Source organism: Pseudomonas sp. BNK-30 (assembly GCF_047456185.1).
Taxonomy (GTDB): domain Bacteria; phylum Pseudomonadota; class Gammaproteobacteria; order Pseudomonadales; family Pseudomonadaceae; genus Aquipseudomonas; species Aquipseudomonas putida_E.
In genome coordinates this window covers 929,489-949,212 of record NZ_CP179904.1, presented here as the reverse complement: position 1 = coordinate 949,212, position 19,724 = coordinate 929,489, and the positions used below count along the sequence as shown (strand labels likewise).

The 19,724-nt window shown below is 62.9% G+C and carries 21 protein-coding genes; 3 read left to right on the top strand and 18 right to left on the bottom strand.

From position 1 onward, the window contains the following. Window positions 1-7: 7 nt before the first annotated feature. Genes ccmE through ccmA form a run of 5 tightly spaced genes read right to left on the bottom strand, consistent with a single transcriptional unit; the run spans window position 8 to window position 2,744 of the window. The gene (gene ccmE / locus ACMGGN_RS04510; protein ID WP_177010796.1) at window positions 8-463 is read right to left on the bottom strand and encodes a cytochrome c maturation protein CcmE; all 456 of its coding nucleotides are present in this window, start codon (window positions 461-463) and stop codon (window positions 8-10) included. Next, entirely contained in the window at window positions 460-636 is a 177-nt protein-coding gene (gene ccmD / locus ACMGGN_RS04505; RefSeq protein WP_039601249.1) for a heme exporter protein CcmD, read from the bottom strand. The genes ccmE and ccmD overlap by 4 nt, the downstream gene beginning before the upstream one ends. Beyond that, window positions 636-1,400: a heme ABC transporter permease gene (locus tag ACMGGN_RS04500; RefSeq protein WP_174142087.1), complete on the bottom strand. Its 765-nt coding sequence runs from the start codon at window positions 1,398-1,400 to the stop codon at window positions 636-638. The genes ccmD and ACMGGN_RS04500 overlap by 1 nt, the downstream gene beginning before the upstream one ends. A gap of 46 nt (window positions 1,401-1,446) precedes the next feature. Next, a complete protein-coding gene (gene ccmB / locus ACMGGN_RS04495) occupies window positions 1,447-2,124 on the bottom strand; it encodes a heme exporter protein CcmB (protein WP_371316859.1) in 678 nt (225 codons plus the stop codon). Next, window positions 2,112-2,744, bottom strand: coding sequence for a cytochrome c biogenesis heme-transporting ATPase CcmA (gene ccmA, locus ACMGGN_RS04490; protein ID WP_046785334.1), 633 nt, complete (start codon window positions 2,742-2,744; stop codon window positions 2,112-2,114). The genes ccmB and ccmA overlap by 13 nt, the downstream gene beginning before the upstream one ends. 133 nt (window positions 2,745-2,877) lie before the next feature. On the opposite strand from ccmA, the gene ACMGGN_RS04485 reads away from it, so the two are divergent. From ACMGGN_RS04485 to ACMGGN_RS04475, 3 genes are all read left to right on the top strand, one after another. Further along, window positions 2,878-4,434 (top strand): flagellar hook-length control protein FliK, encoded by a 1,557-nt coding sequence (locus tag ACMGGN_RS04485; RefSeq protein WP_323614437.1) that lies wholly within the window; start codon window positions 2,878-2,880, stop codon window positions 4,432-4,434. Continuing rightward, entirely contained in the window at window positions 4,431-4,763 is a 333-nt protein-coding gene (locus tag ACMGGN_RS04480; protein WP_115274191.1) for an EscU/YscU/HrcU family type III secretion system export apparatus switch protein, read from the top strand. The genes ACMGGN_RS04485 and ACMGGN_RS04480 overlap by 4 nt, the downstream gene beginning before the upstream one ends. Before the next feature lie 122 nt (window positions 4,764-4,885). Then, window positions 4,886-7,681: a dermonecrotic toxin domain-containing protein gene (locus ACMGGN_RS04475; protein ID WP_119687532.1), complete on the top strand. Its 2,796-nt coding sequence runs from the start codon at window positions 4,886-4,888 to the stop codon at window positions 7,679-7,681. A 107-nt stretch (window positions 7,682-7,788) separates the two neighbouring features. On the opposite strand, the gene ACMGGN_RS04470 is transcribed toward ACMGGN_RS04475, so the two are convergent. The 13 genes from ACMGGN_RS04470 to flhF form a co-directional block, all read right to left on the bottom strand. Further along, the gene (locus ACMGGN_RS04470) at window positions 7,789-8,184 is read right to left on the bottom strand and encodes a DUF2802 domain-containing protein (protein ID WP_119687533.1); all 396 of its coding nucleotides are present in this window, start codon (window positions 8,182-8,184) and stop codon (window positions 7,789-7,791) included. A 1-nt stretch (window position 8,185) separates the two neighbouring features. Beyond that, on the bottom strand, window positions 8,186-8,665 hold the full coding sequence (locus tag ACMGGN_RS04465; protein WP_003254393.1) for a chemotaxis protein CheW: 480 nt from the start codon (window positions 8,663-8,665) through the stop codon (window positions 8,186-8,188). Between the two features lie 42 nt (window positions 8,666-8,707). After that, on the bottom strand, window positions 8,708-9,583 hold the full coding sequence (locus ACMGGN_RS04460) for a CheW domain-containing protein (protein ID WP_115274189.1): 876 nt from the start codon (window positions 9,581-9,583) through the stop codon (window positions 8,708-8,710). Further along, window positions 9,580-10,371, bottom strand: coding sequence for a ParA family protein (locus tag ACMGGN_RS04455; RefSeq protein WP_046785340.1), 792 nt, complete (start codon window positions 10,369-10,371; stop codon window positions 9,580-9,582). The genes ACMGGN_RS04460 and ACMGGN_RS04455 overlap by 4 nt, the downstream gene beginning before the upstream one ends. 91 nt (window positions 10,372-10,462) lie before the next feature. Continuing rightward, window positions 10,463-11,320 carry a flagellar motor protein MotD gene (motD, locus tag ACMGGN_RS04450; protein WP_046785341.1) on the bottom strand — a complete coding sequence of 286 codons (858 nt, stop codon included), beginning with the start codon at window positions 11,318-11,320 and terminating at the stop codon, window positions 10,463-10,465. A gap of 3 nt (window positions 11,321-11,323) precedes the next feature. After that, window positions 11,324-12,064 (bottom strand): flagellar motor protein, encoded by a 741-nt coding sequence (locus ACMGGN_RS04445; RefSeq protein WP_012315493.1) that lies wholly within the window; start codon window positions 12,062-12,064, stop codon window positions 11,324-11,326. Continuing rightward, window positions 12,064-13,188 (bottom strand): protein-glutamate methylesterase/protein-glutamine glutaminase, encoded by a 1,125-nt coding sequence (locus ACMGGN_RS04440; RefSeq protein WP_174142091.1) that lies wholly within the window; start codon window positions 13,186-13,188, stop codon window positions 12,064-12,066. The genes ACMGGN_RS04445 and ACMGGN_RS04440 overlap by 1 nt, the downstream gene beginning before the upstream one ends. A gap of 46 nt (window positions 13,189-13,234) precedes the next feature. Then, window positions 13,235-15,454 carry a chemotaxis protein CheA gene (locus tag ACMGGN_RS04435; RefSeq protein WP_414156484.1) on the bottom strand — a complete coding sequence of 740 codons (2,220 nt, stop codon included), beginning with the start codon at window positions 15,452-15,454 and terminating at the stop codon, window positions 13,235-13,237. Window positions 15,455-15,466: 12 nt separating this feature from the next. Beyond that, a complete protein-coding gene (locus ACMGGN_RS04430) occupies window positions 15,467-16,255 on the bottom strand; it encodes a protein phosphatase CheZ (protein ID WP_039601990.1) in 789 nt (262 codons plus the stop codon). An 18-nt stretch (window positions 16,256-16,273) separates the two neighbouring features. Beyond that, on the bottom strand, window positions 16,274-16,648 hold the full coding sequence (locus ACMGGN_RS04425) for a chemotaxis response regulator CheY (protein WP_115274187.1): 375 nt from the start codon (window positions 16,646-16,648) through the stop codon (window positions 16,274-16,276). Between the two features lie 104 nt (window positions 16,649-16,752). Then, on the bottom strand, window positions 16,753-17,493 hold the full coding sequence (gene fliA / locus ACMGGN_RS04420; protein ID WP_012315498.1) for an RNA polymerase sigma factor FliA: 741 nt from the start codon (window positions 17,491-17,493) through the stop codon (window positions 16,753-16,755). Then, window positions 17,490-18,323 carry a flagellar synthesis regulator FleN gene (gene fleN / locus ACMGGN_RS04415; RefSeq protein WP_011534890.1) on the bottom strand — a complete coding sequence of 278 codons (834 nt, stop codon included), beginning with the start codon at window positions 18,321-18,323 and terminating at the stop codon, window positions 17,490-17,492. The genes fliA and fleN overlap by 4 nt, the downstream gene beginning before the upstream one ends. A 93-nt stretch (window positions 18,324-18,416) precedes the next feature. Beyond that, window positions 18,417-19,724 carry a flagellar biosynthesis protein FlhF gene (flhF, locus tag ACMGGN_RS04410; RefSeq protein ID WP_046785345.1) on the bottom strand — a complete coding sequence of 436 codons (1,308 nt, stop codon included), beginning with the start codon at window positions 19,722-19,724 and terminating at the stop codon, window positions 18,417-18,419.

The window sequence follows — 19,724 nt, the reverse complement described above, 5'->3', positions numbered from 1 at the left end:
GCCGCATTCATGGTTTGGCCTCCGCGCCACTGGCGGCCTGGCCGCTTTCCTTCAGAGCCTTGGTGACTTCCGGCGGCATGTATTTCTCATCGTGTTTGGCCAGCACTTCATCGGCCACCACCACACCCTCGGCATTGAGCTTGCCCAGGGCGACGATGCCCTGCCCTTCGCGGAACAGGTCGGGGAGGATGCCGCGGTAGGTGATTGGCACCGACTTGTTGAAGTCGGTGACCACGAAACGCACATCAAGGGAGTCGCCCGAGCGCTGCAGCGAGCCCTTCTCGACCATGCCGCCTGCGCGGATGCGGGTGTCCAGCGGCGCCTCGCCATTGGCGATCTGCGTCGGTGTGTAGAACAGGTTGATGTTCTGTTGCAGGGCGCTCAGGGCAAAGCCGACGGCAACCGCCACCCCGACCAGCAGGCCGAGTATCAGGAACAGGCGTTTCTTGCGCTGCGGATTCACTGGTTGTTCTCCCGGCGCAGACGGCGCGCCTCATCTTGCAGATAGCGACGGCGGGCCAGCAACGGCGCGGCGACATTGACCGCCAGCACTGCCATGCAGATGGCGTAGGCCGACCAGACATACAGGCCATGGTGGCCCATGGCGAGGAAATCGCCGAATGAAGAAAAGCTCATCACACGGCCCTCCGGCCCAGGCTGTTCAATACTTCTTCCCTGACCCAGCTGGCACGCGCTTCGCGCTTGAGTACTTCAAGGCGCATGCGCAGCAACAGCACGGCGCCGAAGAAGCAGTAGAAGCCCAGCGCCGTGCACAGCAGCGGCAGCCACATCTCGGCGGGCATGGCCGGTTTTTCGGTCAGGGTGAAGGTGGCGCCCTGGTGCAGGGTGTTCCACCACTCCACCGAATACTTGATGATCGGGATATTGATCACCCCAACGATGGCCAGCACGGCACAGGCCTTGGCCGCGCTGTCACGGTTACTGATTGCCTGGCCCAGGGCGATGATGCCGAAGTACAGGAACAGCAGAATCAGCATCGACGTGAGCCGCGCATCCCAGACCCACCAGCTGCCCCAGGTCGGCTTGCCCCAGATGGCCCCGGTCAACAGCGCCACGGCAGTCATCCAGGCGCCGATGGGCGCTGCGCACTGCAGGGCGACATCCGCCAGCTTCATCTTCCACACCAGCCCCACCACGCCAGCCACCGCCAGCAGCACGTAGCACGATTGTGCAAGCATGGCCGCCGGCACGTGGATATAGATGATGCGGAAGCTGTTGCCCTGCTGGTAGTCCTGGGGGGCAAAGGCCAGGCCCCAGATCACCCCCGTCACCAGCAGCAGGATGGCCGATACGGTCAGCCACGGCAGCATGCGGCCGCTGATGGCATAGAACCATTTTGGGGAGCCAAGCTTGTGGAACCACGTCCAGCTAATTTTCATCAGGGTACATCCAGGGTATTAGCCGGGCTTGAGAGCCCGGGACTCGTTATTCACCGACGCTGATCTTCAGGCCGGCCGCTATCGCAAAGGGTGCCAGTGTCACCGCCAAGGCCGTAAGGCTGGCCAGCCAGAGCAGATGGCCGGTCGCCGGCATATTTTGCAACGCCGCCTGCAACGCACCACTGCCCAGGATCAATACAGGGATATACAACGGCAGAATCAGCAATGCCAGCAGCAACCCACCGCGCTTGAGGCCAACCGTCAGCGCCGCACCTACCGCACCCAGCAGGCTCAGCACCGGCGTGCCCAGCAACAGCGAGCCCAGCAGCACCGGCAGGCAATGGCTTGGCAGCCCCAGCATCAGTGCCAGCAGTGGCGCCAACAATACCAGCGCCAGCCCGGAAAAGATCCAGTGCGCCAGCACCTTGGCCAGCACCAGCACTGCCAGAGGGTGCGGCGACAGCACCCACTGCTCCAGCGAGCCGTCTTCGAAATCGCTGCGAAACAGGCCATCGAGCGACAGCAGCACTGCCAGCAGGGCCGCCACCCAGACCAAACCGGGCGACAAGGTTTGCAACAATTGACTTTCCGGCCCAACCGCCAGCGGGAACAGCGCCACCACGATAGCGAAGAACACCAAAGGGTTGGCCAGTTCCGCCGGGCGGCGGAACAACAGGCGCGCTTCACGGCGCAATAACAGAATAAATACGCTCATGCCGCCCATTGCCCCAGGTTCAGTTCGCGATAGCCGGAGGGCTTTTGGTCAAGCGTGTGGTGGGTGGTCAGCACCACCGTGCCGCCGCGCTCGCAATGGCGTGCCAGATGGGCCTCCAACTGCGCGACCCCTTGCTTGTCCAGCGCGGTGAAGGGTTCATCGAGGATCCACAACGGCGGGCTGTGCAAGTACAGCCGGGCAAGCGCTACACGGCGCTGCTGCCCGGCAGACAGGGTATGGCAGGGAACATCTTCGAAACCGCGCAAGCCGACCGCTTCCAGAGCAGCCCAGATCGCTTCGGCTGTGGCAGGCTGGTGCAAGGCACACAGCCAGGCCAGGTTTTCTTCAGCGCTGAGCAAGTCCTTGATACCGGCAGCATGGCCGATCCAAAGCAGGATGCTGGCCAGCGCATGGCGTTGTTCGGCCAACGGCTTGCCGCCCAGCAGGATCTGCCCGGCAGTCGGCTGCATCAGCCCGGCCAACAGGCGCAGCAGGCTGGTCTTGCCACTGCCGTTGGGGCCGCTGATCTGCAGCATGTCGCCTGGCCGCAGCTCGAAATCCAGGTGCTCGAACAGCAGGCGCCAGTCGCGCTCGCAGGCCAGGCCCACGGCTTGGAGGTGAAGGGTCACGGTTTCGCCTTATCCAGTTTACGGCTCAAGTCGCCCCCCTGGCTGCCGTTATACTGGCAGTGGCGGACGGCCGGCATTATTACATGCGCTGCCCCGCTGCCAAGAGGGCGGGCTCGACAGGTTGTATACAATCATGACTGAAATCAATAGTCTCGGCGCACAAAACGTCGTCAACCCGCAGGCGATCAAGGCGGCGCTGACCGGCGAGCTGCTGAACCTGACCCAGGCACAACCCGGGCTGCTCAAGCCTGGCGAGACCGCCCAGGCCGAGGTACTGACGCTGCGCCAGTCAGGTGGCGAGTTTCAACTGGTGCTCAAGCTGATCCAGGCCAACGGCAAGCAGAACCAGCTGCAGGTCACCACCAGCCAACCCATCCCTCAAGGCAGCCAGATCACCGTCAGCCAGCCAGAGAGCAACCGCCTCGCGGTAATGGTGCAACAGGCCAGCGCCAGCAACGTCACCCTCCTCACTCAACTCGATACCAGCAAGGTGCCTGTCGGCACCCTCCTGCAAGGCAAGGTCCTGACCAACCAGGCACTTGCCCTTGGCCCTGGTGCCGCCACCAGCTTTCGCGCGCTGGTGAGCTTGCTCAACAGCGCACAGGCAGGCGCCGTCCTGACCATCGACAGCCCGCGCCCGTTGCCGGTCGGCAGCCTGCTCAGCGCGCTGGTGCAAGGCGACCAGTCGCTACGCTTCGTGCCGCTCAGCGGCCGTCAGGAGCAATTGAACATCGCCCAGCAGCTGCTCACCCAACAGGGCCGCCAGGCCTCCTTGCCCGGCCTGCTCAACGCTTTGCAGCGAATAGCCAGCGACCCGAGCGGCAACGGCGAACTGCGCACCAGCGCCGAGCGCCTGCTGGCCAGCCTGCCGGACGCTCGCCAACTGGGCGATGGCAAAGCGTTTGCCCAGGCCTTGAGCAACAGCGGGGCATTCCTTGAAGCGAAACTGCTTGGCGGCCAGAGCACACACGTGGCAACCGACCTGAAGGCCCATTTGATCAGGCTGGTGGCCCAGGCCTCGGCGTACGCACCGGCAAGTCCTGCCTTCGTCTCGACCACCTTGGCCCAGGCTTTGCCAACCATGGCACGCGGCGCCCTGGGCATGCTCGAGCGGGCGAGCCCGAAGCAACAGCCAGGCGGGTTTCCGCTGCCCTCCCGGTTGCTGCAGGCCATGGAACACGAAGGCGACCTGCAGCAGCTGCTGCGCCTCGCCGCCGCGGCCATCTCGCGCCTGCAAAGCCACGCCCTGAGCAGCCTGCAACAATCCGGCAGCTTGGAAAACGGCAACCTGCAGACCACCTGGCAAACCGAGATACCCGTGCGCCATGGCCTGGACTTCATTCCGCTTCAGGTCAAGCTGCAGCGCGAGGAAACCGCGCAGCAACAAGCCGACCGGGAGCGGGAACATCAGGACCCGCTGCAGGCCCTGTGGCGCATCGACCTGGCCTTCGACCTGGCACCGCTCGGCCCCCTGCAGGTCCAGGCGCAACTGAGCCAGGGCCGGCTGTCCGGCCAGTTGTGGGCTGAACGTGAACAAACCGCCCGACTGATCGACAGCCAGCTCGGCGCGCTGCGTGAACGCCTTCTGGCCCGCGGATTGGACGTTGGCGACCTCGAATGTCATCCCGGCATTCCGCCTCAAGGGCCGCGCACACGTGTGGAACAACGCTGGGTGGACGAAACCGCATGAGCAGCAAGCAACCGCGTCAGGCCATCGCCCTGAGCTACGATGGCCAGCAAGCCCCCACCCTGAGTGCCAAAGGCGACGATGAACTGGCCGAGGCCATCCTGGCGCTGGCACGTGAACATGAAGTGCCGATCTACGAGAACGCCGAGCTGGTGCGCCTGCTGGCTCGCCTGGAGCTGGGCGAGCAGATTCCCGAAGCGCTGTACCTGACCATCGCCGAGATCATCGCCTTCGCCTGGCAATTGCGCGGCAAAGTCCCTGTTGGCTTCGACGACGAGCCAGCCCAAAGCCGTGACATCACCCCGCAAACATTGCGTCTGCCCTCGGGTTGATACGGTGAGGCGCGCGGGCGCATCGGTAAAGGCCGGTGAACAACCCCACAATTAATTAGCCCCACCCCCCTCTCTGCACAAGTCACTTTTGCCAGCCCTTCCCCACTGCGAAAGTGAATTCCATGAAGAACCGATACGTAAATGCCAAGGGTGTGCAATATGTGCGCGACAGCCTCGCCGGTTTTCCGCGCCCGGACCGGGCAGCAGCCGACGCCATACGCCAGTGGGCCAAAGAACGCACCATAGACCTTGACCCCGACAGGGTCGATGCCGTCACGCTGCACTGCCAGTTCAACCCCAAGCTCGGCTGGGTTGCCGTCATTGCGCAGAAAATGACACTGACCCAAGCGGTGCTGTCGAACTGGCAAGGTGAATCGGCCAACAACTGGCTGGGCGCGGCAATCGGTGCGCCTTGGGCCGGACATCTACCCGATGGCCCGCTGACCATCGTCGACAGCCTGCGCGACCAAAGCCTGCTGGGCAACCACTCACCGTATGGCGTCTACAACGGCCTGTTCAGGCATAGCGACAAGCAGCAATACAACGCCAGCACCCATGTACCACTGGACGCCGAGGCCTTTGAGTCCTTTATCTGGGAACTGGACTTGCACGAGCATTACAAGTCGATGCTCGACAGCTACTGGGATGCTCACTTCGACCACTACCGCATCGGTGCAAAAATCAACTTCATCGCCGCCTGCAACAAGCAAGTGGCCGAAGGCAGCCTCACTGACGCTGGCAGGCAACTGGCCTGGCAGACATGCGGCCTGGAAGCTGCGGCCCCGGTACTGCGCAGCGACGGCACGGCCAGCAGCAAACCGAGGGTGCGGGCCAGGCTGCTGAATGTGTACGGTTATGCGGCCACCGACCTGCTGTGTATCAACGACGCCGTCAGCGACCTGGTTCTGCTCTACATTCCGGGCAACGCTTCGCCGCTGCATGAGTTCAGGGGCAAACAGGCCCTGCTGGACTGGTTCGCCGAACAATGCCGCGCACCCGACAAACGCGATGCACTTCAAGCCCACTTCACGCTCGCTGACCGCGAAGACGGCTTGAGCTACAGCGGCCTTCACACTGCCCTGTGCGGCCTTGGCAGCTATCCAGAGCCTTATCACCTGGACAGCAACCGCCCCGGTTTCACGGCAGAAGGCATCTGGCCACCAAAGGACTACATCAACTACAAGGCCAAGGACTACAGCCCGCTGATCCAGGGCGACCTGTTCCTTACCTTGGCCAAACGCCAGAAGCAGCGCAGCTACCAGGATGCGAGTTTCATCATCACCAGCGACCGTGAGGTGACCAAGGCCAGGTGGCGCGGCTACCTGAACTCAGCGATCAACCTGCTGGCCCCTCTGGCTTTGGTGGTACCCGAGCTGGCCCCGCTGTTCGCCCTGGGCGGCGTCGCCCAGTTTGGCCTGGGCCTGGACCAGGCCATTGAAGGCAAGAGCGCACAACAGAAAGCCGAAGGCGTCAGTACGTCGGTCTTCGGGTTGCTCAATGCCGCGCCGCTGATCACTGCCGGCTTGTCCGAAGCCCCCACGCTGCTGCGCATCAAAAACGATGGTTTCGTGCTACCCAGCAGAGTAAACGGGAAACTTGGCTACCCCCTGAGCCCCACCACGCCACCCCACCTGCCGCTGGCCGAAGTGGCTGATTATTTCCATATACCGGACCCTATTGCTCCGCTTGCTGAGGCAAACACTGACGTTGCCGGGGCGATTGTCAGGACGCCTCGCTACGACGGCACGCCTGACCTGCTCGCAGCAATGATCGGTGGTTACCACGCAGAAGTGATTTATGACATGGAGGCTGATGCCTTTCGCCTGGAAAGCGATCTGAATGAGGTCGAGCCGACCTATTACATCGCAACGCCGGGCTCGCTCAACCTGGTTGAAGTAGATGTGCGAACGCGTCCGGTCACCAATGCCATGCGCATGGCAACCCTGCGTGCATTGGGCGTGGACTTGGAGCTCCCCATCGATTTGCCCGCGCCACACGCCGCAGACCTGCGCCCGATCCCCAAGCAGATCCTCAACGTGTGGGTGGGCGACAAGGTCATTCCGGACTTGTTGATCGACAACGTCGCCAGCAACGCCCTGAAAGTGCAGGATACGCAGTACGCGCTGCGTCTCTATCTTTCCAGGGCCGAGCCTGCTGCCTTCCAGGAAAACCTGGCTCGCCTGACAGCGCATGCCCCGGGGGTCGAGGTACTGGCACTTGAAGACCAGCCGTTCTATGCAAGCTTGCGGGGCAGCGACAACTACACCCAGTATCAGGCGGCGATCAACGGGAACGGCGGCGTGGCCAGCAACTTTGCCTCCGCCGCAGACATCTTGCGCTTTGCCCTGCTAGAGCACGAGGGAGGCTTGTACATGGACATCGACGATGCATTGCTGGCACCGGGTGAGTACCCTTCGGTCATCGACGGTGTACCCAGGGGGCAACCGGGTGAGCGGCTTGATGACGTGACACTCGCCACCACCGAAAGCGGCCTGCTGCTCTACCCCCCTGTGTCCAATGAAAAAATGGGCATGAACACCCTCTATAACAGCAGCCTGATAGGCAGCCATGCGGGTAATCCGACACTAAGGGCAATCCTCGAAGAGATGCATGCGCGCTACCTGGAGGAACCAGGCTTCTACGACAGCAAGCCTACCCTGCAAACTGACCCGCACGGCTTCTATCAATATGCCCAGACCCTTTGCCGCCTCACCGGGCCGAGGCTGCTCACCGACATGGTCGATCGCCACCTGCCAGAGCTCGGCGTCATGCGCCAGATCATCAACCTGTACGCCTTCCCCCGAACCCACTCATGGCAGTTCGTGAACCTTACTGACTTGCGGGCGGTGCAAAGGCAGATGCTCCCGCTTGACCGGATTGCCAGGATCGGCGGATTCAATTCCTGGGTCAGGCCCTGAGCGGCTTATTCATTGGGGTTTGTGTGAGCCGCAGACTGGCTTGAACGAGCCGGTACAGAAAAGGAAAAGGCGACCTGGGTCGCCTTTTCAACTACTCGCTGCTTCAACTACTCGCTGCGATGCAACTTGCTCATCAGCTCGGCCTCGGCTTGCGTCAATCCGCAGCTTTCGGTCAACTCCGACACACTCGCCCCCATCCCTACCAATTTGGCCGCCTGGCTGAAGGTGACATTGCTCGGGTCGCGTTGCTCCAGACGCTCCAACCGGTCTGGCAAGGTGGCCACCACCGCGCGCAACTCATGGATGGCTTCACCCATGCGCACGGTACCGTTCTGGTAGTCATCCAGGCGCTTGGCCAGGTCCTTGATGCGCTGGTCACGCACCGCATCGCCCAGGGCCTGCTGGGCAGCGAGTTCGCGCTGGCGCTTGCTGTAGTTGAGGAAGAACCACAGGCTCAGCGCCCACAACAGCGCCAGGAAGATGACAGCAACCTCGAAAATCAACTCAGATGTTCTCCAGCTCGGACCACTCTTCCTCGGTCATCATCTTGTCCAGCTCGACCAGGATCAACAGTTCTCCATTCTTGTTGCATACACCCTGGATGAACTTGGCCGACTCTTCGTTACCCACGTTCGGCGCAGTCTCGATCTCCGACTGACGCAGGTAGACCACCTCGGCGACGCTGTCGACGAGGATGCCGACCACTTGCTTGTCAGCCTCGATGATGACGATACGGGTGTTGTCGGTCACCTCGGTAGGCATCAGGCCGAAGCGCTGACGGGTATCGATCACCGTCACCACATTGCCACGCAGGTTGATGATACCCAGCACGTAGCTCGGCGCACCCGGTACCGGGGCGATCTCGGTGTAGCGCAGGACTTCCTGCACCTGCATGACATTGATGCCGTAGGACTCGTTGTCCAGACGGAAGGTTACCCATTGCAGAATCGGATCTTCCGAACCTTGTGCAGACGACTTTTTCATTCCCCTAGCCCTCAAATTCCGCCGATGGCGGTGTGTTCGCAGTTATTTGTGTTTGGCATGCAACTGCTTGACCGCGCCACTGGCGATCAGCTCGGCCAGTTCGGCGACGTCCAGCAGCGCACACATGTGTTCGATCACCGTGCCGGCCAGCCACGGTCGCTGGCCACGTTGGCTGCGCCATTTGATCTCGGACGGGTCCAGGCGCAGCGAACGGCTGACCTGATGCACCGCCAGCCCCCATTCGTAGCCCTGAACGGAAATGACGTAGTGCAGGCCCTGGCGGAAATCGTCCCGGTAGCGATCCGGCATGACCCAGCGCGCCGTGTCCAGCACCTTCAGGTTGCCCGCCTGACAGGTGAGGATGCCAAGGAACCAGTCCGGCTGGCCGAACAGCGGCGTCAGCTCCTGGCCCTCCAGGCTGTAGATAGAGCCCAGGCACACCAGCGGCACCGCCAGCGTCAGCCCGGCGACGTCGAACAGCAGGCACTCGAAGGGCTCGGCCGCCCAGGCCGGGCGACCATCGACCGTTGCCGGTGGCACGGGCGCACTCGGCGCGGGCAGGTTGACTTCAACCAGCGGCGCGACGGGCTCGGGCGACTGAACCTGGGTCAGTACAGGAATGGCGGCTTCGGCCACCACCTTGGTCTCGACCACCGCCACGACCGGCGCTTCGACCGGCAAGACGGTCGCAAGCACCCCGGCCTGCGGTTCGGCAAAAGGCCTTGCCGGGATGCTGACTGCAGGGCTTTGGACCTGCGGCTGCGCATCTCGGGCCTGTTCTTCGCGCACGGCAGCGGCAAATTCGTCGCTCGCAGCCGGCAGGTCAAGAATGCCCTCAGCCTCGGTGGCTTCCTGCAGCAGACCATCCAGATAGGATTGCAGGGCCAGTTGCGGCCGGGTACCGGTCTTCACCGTCATGAAGCCACCTGTACTGCAGTCTTGTAGGTGAGCAGGTGCTTGAGCAATGCCCGGTAAGCGATCACGCCGCGGCTCTTGCCATCGAACTGTGACGGCGTGACGCCGTTGCGGCTGGCATCGCGCAGGCGCGTATCGACCGGAATGTAGCCCTGCCATACCTGATGCTCATAGGCATCACGTAGCACTTTCAGCGTACCCAGCGAGGCCTGGGTACGGCGGTCGAACAGGGTCGGCACGATCTGGTACGGCAAGGCCTGCTTGCGCGAACGGTTGATCATGGCCAGCGTGCCGATCATGCGTTCCAGGCCCTTGACCGCGAGGAACTCGGTCTGCACCGGAATCACCAGTTGCTGGCTGGCGGCCAGTGCATTGACCATCAGCACCCCGAGCAGCGGCGGGCTGTCGATCAGGGCGAAGTCGAAGTCCTGCCACAGCTGCGCCAGACTCTTGGCGATCACCAGGCCCAGGCCACTCTGCCCCGGCGACTGACGCTCCAGCACCGCCAATGCGGTACTCGAGGGCAGCAGCGAGATACGCTGGTCGCTGGTGGGCAGCAGCAGTTGCCCGGGCAAGCCGTCCGGCACCTGGCCCTTGTGCAGGAACAGGTCGTAACAGCTGTGCTCCAGAGCATCGGGGTTGTGCCCGAAATAGCTGGTCATCGAACCATGCGGGTCGAGGTCGACGACGACCACGCGCTTGCCCGCCTCGGCCAGCAAACCGGCCAGGGCGATAGTGGTGGTGGTCTTGCCGACCCCGCCTTTCTGATTGGCTACTGCCCAGACTCTCATAGGACAACTCTTGATTCATGGAGGCCGCTGACCCCTGTGCGATCCGGTTTTCCGGACCGCAATGGGTTTGCGGTGACAGAGAATTGACGAGTCACTGCCCCGCCATCGCTGCTGGGGTTGCCGGTGCACTTTGTGTGCCAGCGCGGCGCAAGGCAGCGTCCGGTGTGGCGTTGGCACTGCCGGAGCCGGTCAGGCTGCGGCGTACTTCAAGGTTGCGGGAGATCACCAGCACCACACGGCGGTTTCGCGCCCGGCCCTCAGCAGTGTCATTGCCGGCCACAGGCTGATATTCGCCATACCCCACCGAGGCCATGCGCGCCGGGTTGACGCCTTCCATCGCCAGCAGGCGGACGATGCTCGCCGCCCGCGCCGAAGACAGCTCCCAGTTGGTCGGGTATTGCGCGGTACGGATCGGCAGATTGTCGGTAAAGCCTTCGACATGCACCGGGTTGGCGAACGGTTTGAGGATATTCGCCACCTTCTCGATGATGTCGAAAGCCTTGTCGCTGGGCATGGCATCGCCACTGCCGAACAGCAGCGAGGAATTCAGCTCGATCTCCACCCACAGCTCGTTTCCGCGGATGGTCATCTGGTCGGACTTGATCAGGTCACCGAAGGCATCGCGTACGTCGTCACTGATGGCTTTGAGTGGGTCGACGCTGCTCTGCGCAAGGCCTGCGTCGGTCTGCTCGCTGTCCTTGATCAACGGCTCGGCCGGCTTGATGCTGAGCGGTTGCTCATCGCCGATAGGGATTGGCTTCATGCTCCGCTCAGGGTCGTTGAACACCCCGAGCAGTGCTTGCGAAATGACCTTGTACTTGCCCTCGTTGATCGAGGAAATCGAGTACATGACCACGAAAAAAGCGAACAGCAAGGTAATGAAGTCGGCGTACGACACCAGCCAGCGCTCGTGATTTTCGTGTTCTTCGGTATGGCGACGGCGACGCATGGGTTACTCCATGAAGCCTTGCAGCTTCAACTCGATCGAACGCGGGTTCTCACCCTCGGCAATCGACAACAGGCCTTCGAGCAGCATTTCGCGGTAGCGCGACTGACGCATGACAATGGCCTTGAGCTTGCTGGCGACCGGCAGCAGGATCAGGTTGGCACTGGCCACGCCATAGATGGTGGCAACGAACGCCACAGCGATGCCGTTGCCCAGCTGCGACGGGTCGGCCAGGTTGCCCATCACGTGGATCAGGCCCATCACCGCACCGATGATACCGATGGTCGGCGCATAGCCACCCATGCTTTCGAACACCTTGGCAGCCTGGATATCGCGGCCTTCCTGGGTGAGAAAATCGACTTCGAGGATACTGCGGATGGCCTCGGGCTCGGCGCCGTCGACCAGCAACTGCAAGCCCTTGCGGGCATACGGGTCGGGCTCGCCATCGGCCACACCCTCCAGGCCCAGCAGGCCTTCCTTGCGTGCGGTCAGGCTCCAGTTCACCACCCGGTCGATACCGCCAGCCAGGTCAACCCGTGGCGGGAAGATGATCCAGCGCAAGATCTGCAAGGCACGCTTGAACGATGACAACGGTGACTGCAAAAGCGCCGCCGCCAGGGTACCGCCCAACACGATCAGGGCTGCCGGGCCATTGAGCAGCGCCCCGACATGGCCCCCTTCGAGAAAGTTGCCACCGACGATGGCGACGAAGGCCAGGATCAGACCGATCAGGCTAAGGACATCCATCAGACACACGCCTCGACCAAGTGCTTGCCGATCTCATCCAGGCTGTACACCGCATCGGCCAGGTTGGCCTTGACGATGGCCATGGGCATGCCATAGATCACGCAACTGGCTTCATCCTGGGCCCACACGGTGCTGCCACCCTGCTTGAGCAGGCGCGCGCCCTCACGGCCGTCGGCGCCCATGCCGGTAAGCACCACCGACAGCACCTTGTCACCGTACGACTTGGCTGCCGAACCGAAGGTGATGTCCACGCAGGGCTTGTAGTTCAAGCGCTCGTCACCGGGCAGGATCTTCACCGTGCCCCGGCCATCGATCATCATCTGCTTGCCACCGGGGGCCAACAGGGCCAGGCCTGGGCGCAGCAAGTCGCCGTCCTCGGCTTCCTTGACGCTGATCTTGCACAGCTTGTCCAGGCGCTCGGCAAAAGCCTTGGTGAACGCCGCCGGCATGTGCTGGATGAGCACGATCGGCGCCGGGAACCCGGCAGGCAGTTGCGTCAGTACCCGCTGCAGGGCGACCGGGCCACCGGTCGACGTACCGATAGCCACCAGTTTGTAGGGCTTGCGCTTGGGCGCTGGCGAATGGGTTGACGCCGCCGCCGCACGGGCAGGCGCCACGCTGCGCGTTGGCGCCGGGCTGGCCAGGCTGCTGGTGGCGGTGTGCGCAACGCTGGCAGGTGCCGGCGCAGCCGCCGCAGCGGGGCTTGCGTAACCACCGAAACGACGGTTGCTGCGCGAAAGGGTGTGAACCTTCTCGCACAGCATCTGCTTGACCTTCTCCGGGTTGCGGGAGATGTCCTCGAAGTTCTTCGGCAGGTAATCCACCGCACCGGCATCCAGCGCGTCGAGGGTCACCCGGGCGCCTTCGTGGGTCAGCGAGGAGAACATCAACACCGGCGTCGGGCAGCGCTGCATGATGTGCCGCACTGCGGTGATGCCATCCATCATGGGCATTTCGTAGTCCATGGTGATGACATCGGGCTTGAGCGCCAGCGCCTGGTCGATCGCTTCCCTGCCGTTGGTCGCGGTACCGACGACCTGGATCGTCGGGTCCGCCGAGAGGATTTCCGAGACGCGGCGGCGGAAGAAACCCGAATCATCCACCACCAGGACCTTGACTGCCATAAACACTCCATTAGGTGGCGCAGCCGGCAAGGGCGCGCCACCGAAATCAAATACGCCGCGCCGCGTAACGCTTGAGCATGCTCGGTACGTCGAGAATCAGCGCAATGCGACCGTCGCCGGTGATGGTGGCGCCGGACATGCCCGGGGTGCCCTGCAGCATCTTGCCCAGCGGCTTGATCACCACTTCTTCCTGGCCGACCAGTTGGTCGACCACGAAGCCGATGCGCTGGGTGCCCACAGACAGAATCACCACGTGGCCCTCGCGCTGCTCCTCATGCACCTGGCCCTGAACCAGCCAGCGCTTGAGGTAGAACAGCGGCAGCGCCTTGTCGCGTACGATCACCACCTCCTGGCCGTCGACCACGTTGGTGCGCGACAGGTCCAGGTGGAAAATCTCGTTGACGTTGACCAGCGGGAAGGCGAACGCCTGGTTGCCCAGCATCACCATCAGGGTCGGCATGATCGCTAACGTCAGCGGCACCTTGATGACGATCTTCGAACCCTGGCCTTTGGCCGAGAAGATGTTGATCGAGCCGTTGAGCTGGGAAATCTTGGTCTTGACCACGTCCATACCGACACCACGGCCGGACACATCGGAGATTTCCGTCTTGGTCGAGAAGCCCGGAGCGAAGATCAGGTTGTAGCAGTCCGACTCGCTCAGACGGTCGGCGGCGTCCTTGTCCATCAAGCCCTTTTCCACGGCCTTGGCGCGCAGAATGTTAGGGTCCATGCCTTTGCCGTCGTCGGAAATCGACAGCAGGATGTGGTCGCCTTCCTGCTCGGCCGACAGCACCACGCGGCCGGTACGCGCCTTGCCCGAGGCTTCACGTTCTTCAGGCATCTCGACACCGTGGTCAACCGCATTGCGCACCAAGTGCACCAGCGGGTCGGCCAATGCCTCGACCAGGTTCTTGTCCAGGTCGGTCTCTTCACCGACCAGTTCCAGGTTGATCTCTTTCTTCAACTGGCGGGCCAGGTCGCGGACCAGGCGCGGGAAGCGGCCGAAGACTTTCTTGATCGGCTGCATGCGGGTCTTCATCACCGCAGTCTGCAAGTCGGCCGTGACCACATCGAGGTTCGACACGGCCTTGGACATGGCCTCGTCACCGCTGTTCAGGCCCAGGCGCACCAGGCGGTTACGCACCAGCACCAGCTCGCCGACCATGTTCATGATCTCGTCCAGGCGCGCAGTGTCGACGCGCACGGTGGTTTCCGCTTCGCTGACTGCGTGCTTCTCGGCAGCCGGTGCGGGCACGCGGGCCGGCGCGGCAGGCTTGGCCACAGCAGCAGGTGCCGGTGCCGGCTTGGCCACAGGCTGGGTTTGCGGCTTGGCGGCGACAGGGGTGGCAACGGCGGCGGGCGCTTCAGCGGTCACGGCATCGCCGGTGAACTTGCCTTTGCCATGCAACTGATCGAGCAATGCCTCGAACTCGTGCTCGCTGATTTCATCGCCGCTACCGGCAGCTGGCACTTCACCGGCCACCGGAGCAACGGCAGCAGGCAGCGCGTCCGCCTGGAACGTGCCCTTGCCGTGCAGCTGATCCAGCAGCGACTCGAACTCTTCGTCGGTGATTTCGTCGCTGGCTGGCGCGCTGGCTGCAGCGGCCACGGGCTCAGTGGCAACGACTTCGGCCGAGAACTGGCCCTTGCCGTGCAACTGGTCAAGCAACGACTCGAATTCGTCGTCGGTGATCTCGTCACCGGAGCCGGCCAACGTTTCGCCCTGCAGCTGCTGTTCGGCAGCCGCTGCTTGGGCTTTGACCGCATCGAGCGAATCGAGCAACTGCTCGAATTCGGTGTCGGTGATGTCTGCCTCGGCGGCAGGCTCGGCCGGCGCAGGCACAGCCTCGGCCACCGGCGCAGGAGCTTCGACGCTACCCGGCTCGGCCAGGCGGGCCAAGGCCGCCAGCAACTCGGGCGTGGCCGGGGTCACTTCACTGCGCTCGCGCACTTGGCCGAACATGCTGTTGACCGTATCCAGCGCTTCGAGCACCACGTCCATCAGTTCCGCGTCGACCCGGCGCTCACCTTTGCGCAGGATGTCGAACACGTTCTCGGCGATATGGCAGCACTCCACCAGCTCATTGAGCTGGAGGAAGCCGGCGCCCCCTTTTACAGTGTGGAAACCGCGAAAGATCGCATTGAGCAGGTCGGCATCATCGGGCCGGCTTTCCAGCTCGACCAGTTGCTCGGACAGTTGCTCAAGAATTTCGCCGGCTTCTACCAGGAAATCCTGAAGGATTTCTTCATCGGCGCCGAAGCTCATTAAACGTGCTCCTTAAAAACCCAGGCTGGACAGCAGATCATCGACATCGTCCTGACCGGACACAACGTCTTCACGCTTATCGGCATGAATCTGCGGACCTTCACCCCGAGCCGGATATTTTTCTTCATCTTTTTCAGCGCGCAGCTGTTGGTGGTCATGTTCGATACCGGCAAAACGGTCGACCTGACTGGCCATCAGCACGAGCTTGAGCAGATTGCTTTCGACTTCGGTCACCAGCGCGGTCACCCGCTTGATCACCTGGCCGGTCAGGTCCTGATAGTCCTGAGCCAGCAGAATGTCATTGAGGTGGCCAGATACCTTGCGGTTACCTTCAGCGCTGTGCGTCAGGAAACTGTCGACACGCTTGACCAGCTCGCGGAATTCCGGCGCAGCGACTTCGCGGCGCATGAAGCGCTGCCAGTCGACACTCAGGTTCTGCGCCTCAGCGGCCAGGTCGTTGAGCACGGGCGTGCTCTCCTCCACCAGGTCCATGGTGCGGTTGGCGGCGCCTTCGGTAAGCTTGACCACATAGGACAAACGTTCGGTGGCGTCGGTGATCTGCGAGACTTCCTCGGCCTGCGGCATGCGCGGGTCGATCTGGAAGCTGACGATCGCACTGTGCAGCTCGCGGGTGAGCTTGCCGACTTCCTGATACAAGCCGCGGTCGCGGGTCTGGTTGAGCTGATGAATCAGCTGCACCGCCTCGCCGAACCGGCCCCGTTCCAGGCTTTCGACCAGTTCCTGGGCATGCTTCTTCAGGGTTGACTCAAACTCCCCCAAAGACGTTTGTGTTGATTCCATGGCGCCCCCTGACTTTGTTCAGCCGTTGACGCGTTCGAAGATCTTCTCGATCTTTTCTTTGAGCACCTGGGCGGTGAACGGCTTGACCACATACCCATTCACGCCGGCTTGAGCCGCTTCGATGATCTGGTCGCGCTTGGCTTCGGCCGTCACCATCAGTACCGGCATGGCCTTCAGGCGGTCGTGGGCACGTACCTTGCGCAGCAAGTCGATGCCGGACATGCCAGGCATGTTCCAGTCGGTCACCAGGAAGTCGTAATGGCCGCTTTCGAGCATCGGCAATGCCGTGGTGCCGTCGTCGGCTTCGTCGGTATTGGTGAAGCCCAGATCACGCAACAGGTTCTTGATGATCCGCCGCATCGTCGAAAAGTCGTCAACGATGAGGATTTTCATGTCTTTGTTCAATTAGACCTCCAAGCAGTCTCAAACGCGCTCGGCCCCGAGCGCGCATTCAATCAATTCGGTACAACGTGAAAACGACTGCAACGACCCCGGGCTCAACGCGCCCGCCATTCCCCAAGGCGGCTGCGCAGTCGCGCGGCGCACTGGCTGTGCAACTGGCTGACACGCGATTCGCTGACCCCCAGTACCTCACCGATTTCCTTGAGGTTCAGCTCTTCGTCGTAGTACAGCGCCAGCACCAGCCGCTCGCGCTCCGGCAAGTTGGCGATGGCATCGGTCAGTGCGGCCTGGAAGCGCTCGTCTTCCAGGTCGCGCGACGGCTCGACCTGGCCACTGGCGCCCTCCTCGTGCAACCCTTCGTGCTCGCCGTCCTGCAACAGGTCGTCGAAGCTGAACAGGCGGCTACCCAGGGTATCGTTCAAAATCCCGTAGTAATCATCGAGACTCAACTTGAGTTCGGCCGCAACTTCATGATCTTTAGCGTCACGGCCGGTTCTTGCTTCCACAGCGCGCATCGCATCGCTGACCATGCGCGTGTTGCGGTGCACCGAGCGCGGTGCCCAGTCACCTTTGCGTACCTCGTCGAGCATGGCGCCGCGGATGCGGATGCCGGCATAGGTTTCAAAGCTGGCGCCCTTGCTGGCGTCGTATTTGTTGGCCACCTCAAGCAAGCCGATCATGCCGGCCTGGATCAGGTCTTCCACCTGCACGTTGGCAGGCAGGCGCGCCAGCAGGTGGTAGGCAATGCGCTTGACCAGCGGCGCGTAGCGTTCAACCAGATCGTACTGGGCGTCCTTGGACGCCTTGCTGTACATCTTGAACCCGCTCGCACTCATAGGACCGGCCCTGCGCTGGTGGGCTGCACCAGGCGCTCGACGAAGAACTCCAGATGCCCGCGCGGGTTGGCCGGCAACGGCCAGCTGTCGACCTTCTGCGCAATGGCCTTGAAGGCCAGCGCACACTTGGAACGGGGGAAGGCTTCGTAGACTGCCCGCTGCTTCTGCACCGCCTTGCGCACACACTCGTCGTACGGCACGGCGCCGACGTATTGCAGGGCAACGTCGAGGAAGCGGTCGGTGACCTTGGTCAACTTGGCGAACAGGTTGCGCCCTTCCTGCGGGCTCTGCGCCATGTTGGCCAGCACGCGGAAACGGTTCATCCCATAATCGCGATTGAGCAGCTTGATCAGCGCGTAGGCATCGGTGATCGAGGTCGGCTCGTCGCACACCACCAGCAGCACTTCCTGGGCCGCACGGACGAAGCTGACCACCGAGTCACCAATCCCTGCAGCGGTGTCGATCACCAGCACGTCGAGGTTGTCGCCGATCTCGCTGAAGGCCTGGATCAACCCGGCATGCTGGGCCGGGGCCAGGTGCACCATGCTCTGGGTGCCAGAGGCCGCCGGCACGATGCGCACCCCGCCCGGCCCCTGCAACAGCACGTCGCGCAGCTCACAGCGCCCTTCAATGACATCGGCCAGGGTGTGTTTGGGGGTCAGGCCCAGCAATACGTCGACGTTGGCAAGGCCCAGGTCGGCGTCCAGCAGCATGACCCGGCGGCCGAGCTCGGCCAGCGCCAGAGACAGGTTCACTGAAACGTTAGTCTTGCCGACGCCACCTTTGCCACCGGTTACGGCGATCACCTGTACGGGATGCATGCTACCCATGTTCGTTGTTCACCTTGTCTCGCTTGGACCCAAGCCACACGTGGGGCATGACTGCGGCCCCCTTGGTGTAGGTATTTTGCATACGCTTGATCATCAACCCGCTCTCCTTGGGTTGTGATAGAGATCAGCGAACATGTCGGCCATGGCCTCTTCGCTGGGCTCGTCCTGCAACTGCACATTGACCGCGCGGGTAACCAGTTGGTGCGCCCGCGGCAAGTGCAGGTCGTCAGGAATGCGCGGGCCATCGGTAAGATAGGCAACGGGCAGTTCATGACTGATGGCCAGGCTCAGCACATCGCCGAGGCTCGCCGTTTCATCGAGTTTGGTCAGGATGCAGCCGGCCAGCCCACAGCGTTTGTAGCTGTGATATGCAGCCGTCAGCACCTGCTTCTGGCTGGTGGTGGCCAGCACCAGGTAATTCTTCGAGGCGATGCCGCGGCTGGCGAGGCTTTCCAGCTGCATGCGCAGGGCCGGGTCGCTGGCCTGCAGGCCGGCGGTATCGATCAGCACCACGCGCTTGCGCAGCAGCGGCTCCAACGCCTGGGCCAGCGACTGGCCGGGGTCTACATAGGTCACCGGCACGTTGAGGATGCGCCCCAGGGTCTTGAGCTGCTCCTGGGCACCAATGCGGAAACTGTCCATGCTGACCAGGGCCAGGTTCTGCGGGCCGTACTTGAGCACATAGCGCGCCGCCAGCTTGGCCAGGGTGGTGGTCTTGCCCATGCCGGCGGGGCCGACCATGGCGATCACACCACCCTCTTCGATCGGTTCGATCTCAGGCACTTCGATCATGCGTGCCAAGTGCGCCAGCAGCATGCGCCAAGCCTGGCGCGGCTCCTCGATTTCGGCGGTGAGGTCAAGCAACTCGCGGGCGATCGGCCCGGACAGGCCGATGCGCTGCAGCCGGCGCCAGAGGTTGGCCTGCGCCGGCTTGCTGCCTTGCAGCTGGCTCCAGGCCAGCGAGCCAAGCTGCACTTCCAGCAGCTCGCGCAGGCCCGACAGCTCAGAGCGCATGGCATCGAACAGGCGCGGGTCGACCGGTGCCGGCGCAGCAGGTGCTGCAGGGGCCGGTACATCCACATGCGGTTCGATCAACGGCTGCGAGGCGGTCAGCGACTGGCCGGCGAACAATTGGCGGCTGCCTTCGGTGGCATCACTGCGGTTGTCCAGCTCGGCCTGGGCCGTGGCGATGCGCGTCTGGGTCTTGCGCAGCTCGTGCTCGAGCTCGGCATTGGGCACGCGCGGGGCCAACGCGGACAGTTTGTAGTCCAGCGCGGCCGTCAGTTCGACACCGCCAGCGATGCGCCGGTTACCGATGATGGCGGCGTCGGAGCCCAGCTCATCACGGACCAGCTTCATGGCCTGGCGCATATCGGCGGCGAAAAAACGCTTAACTTGCAT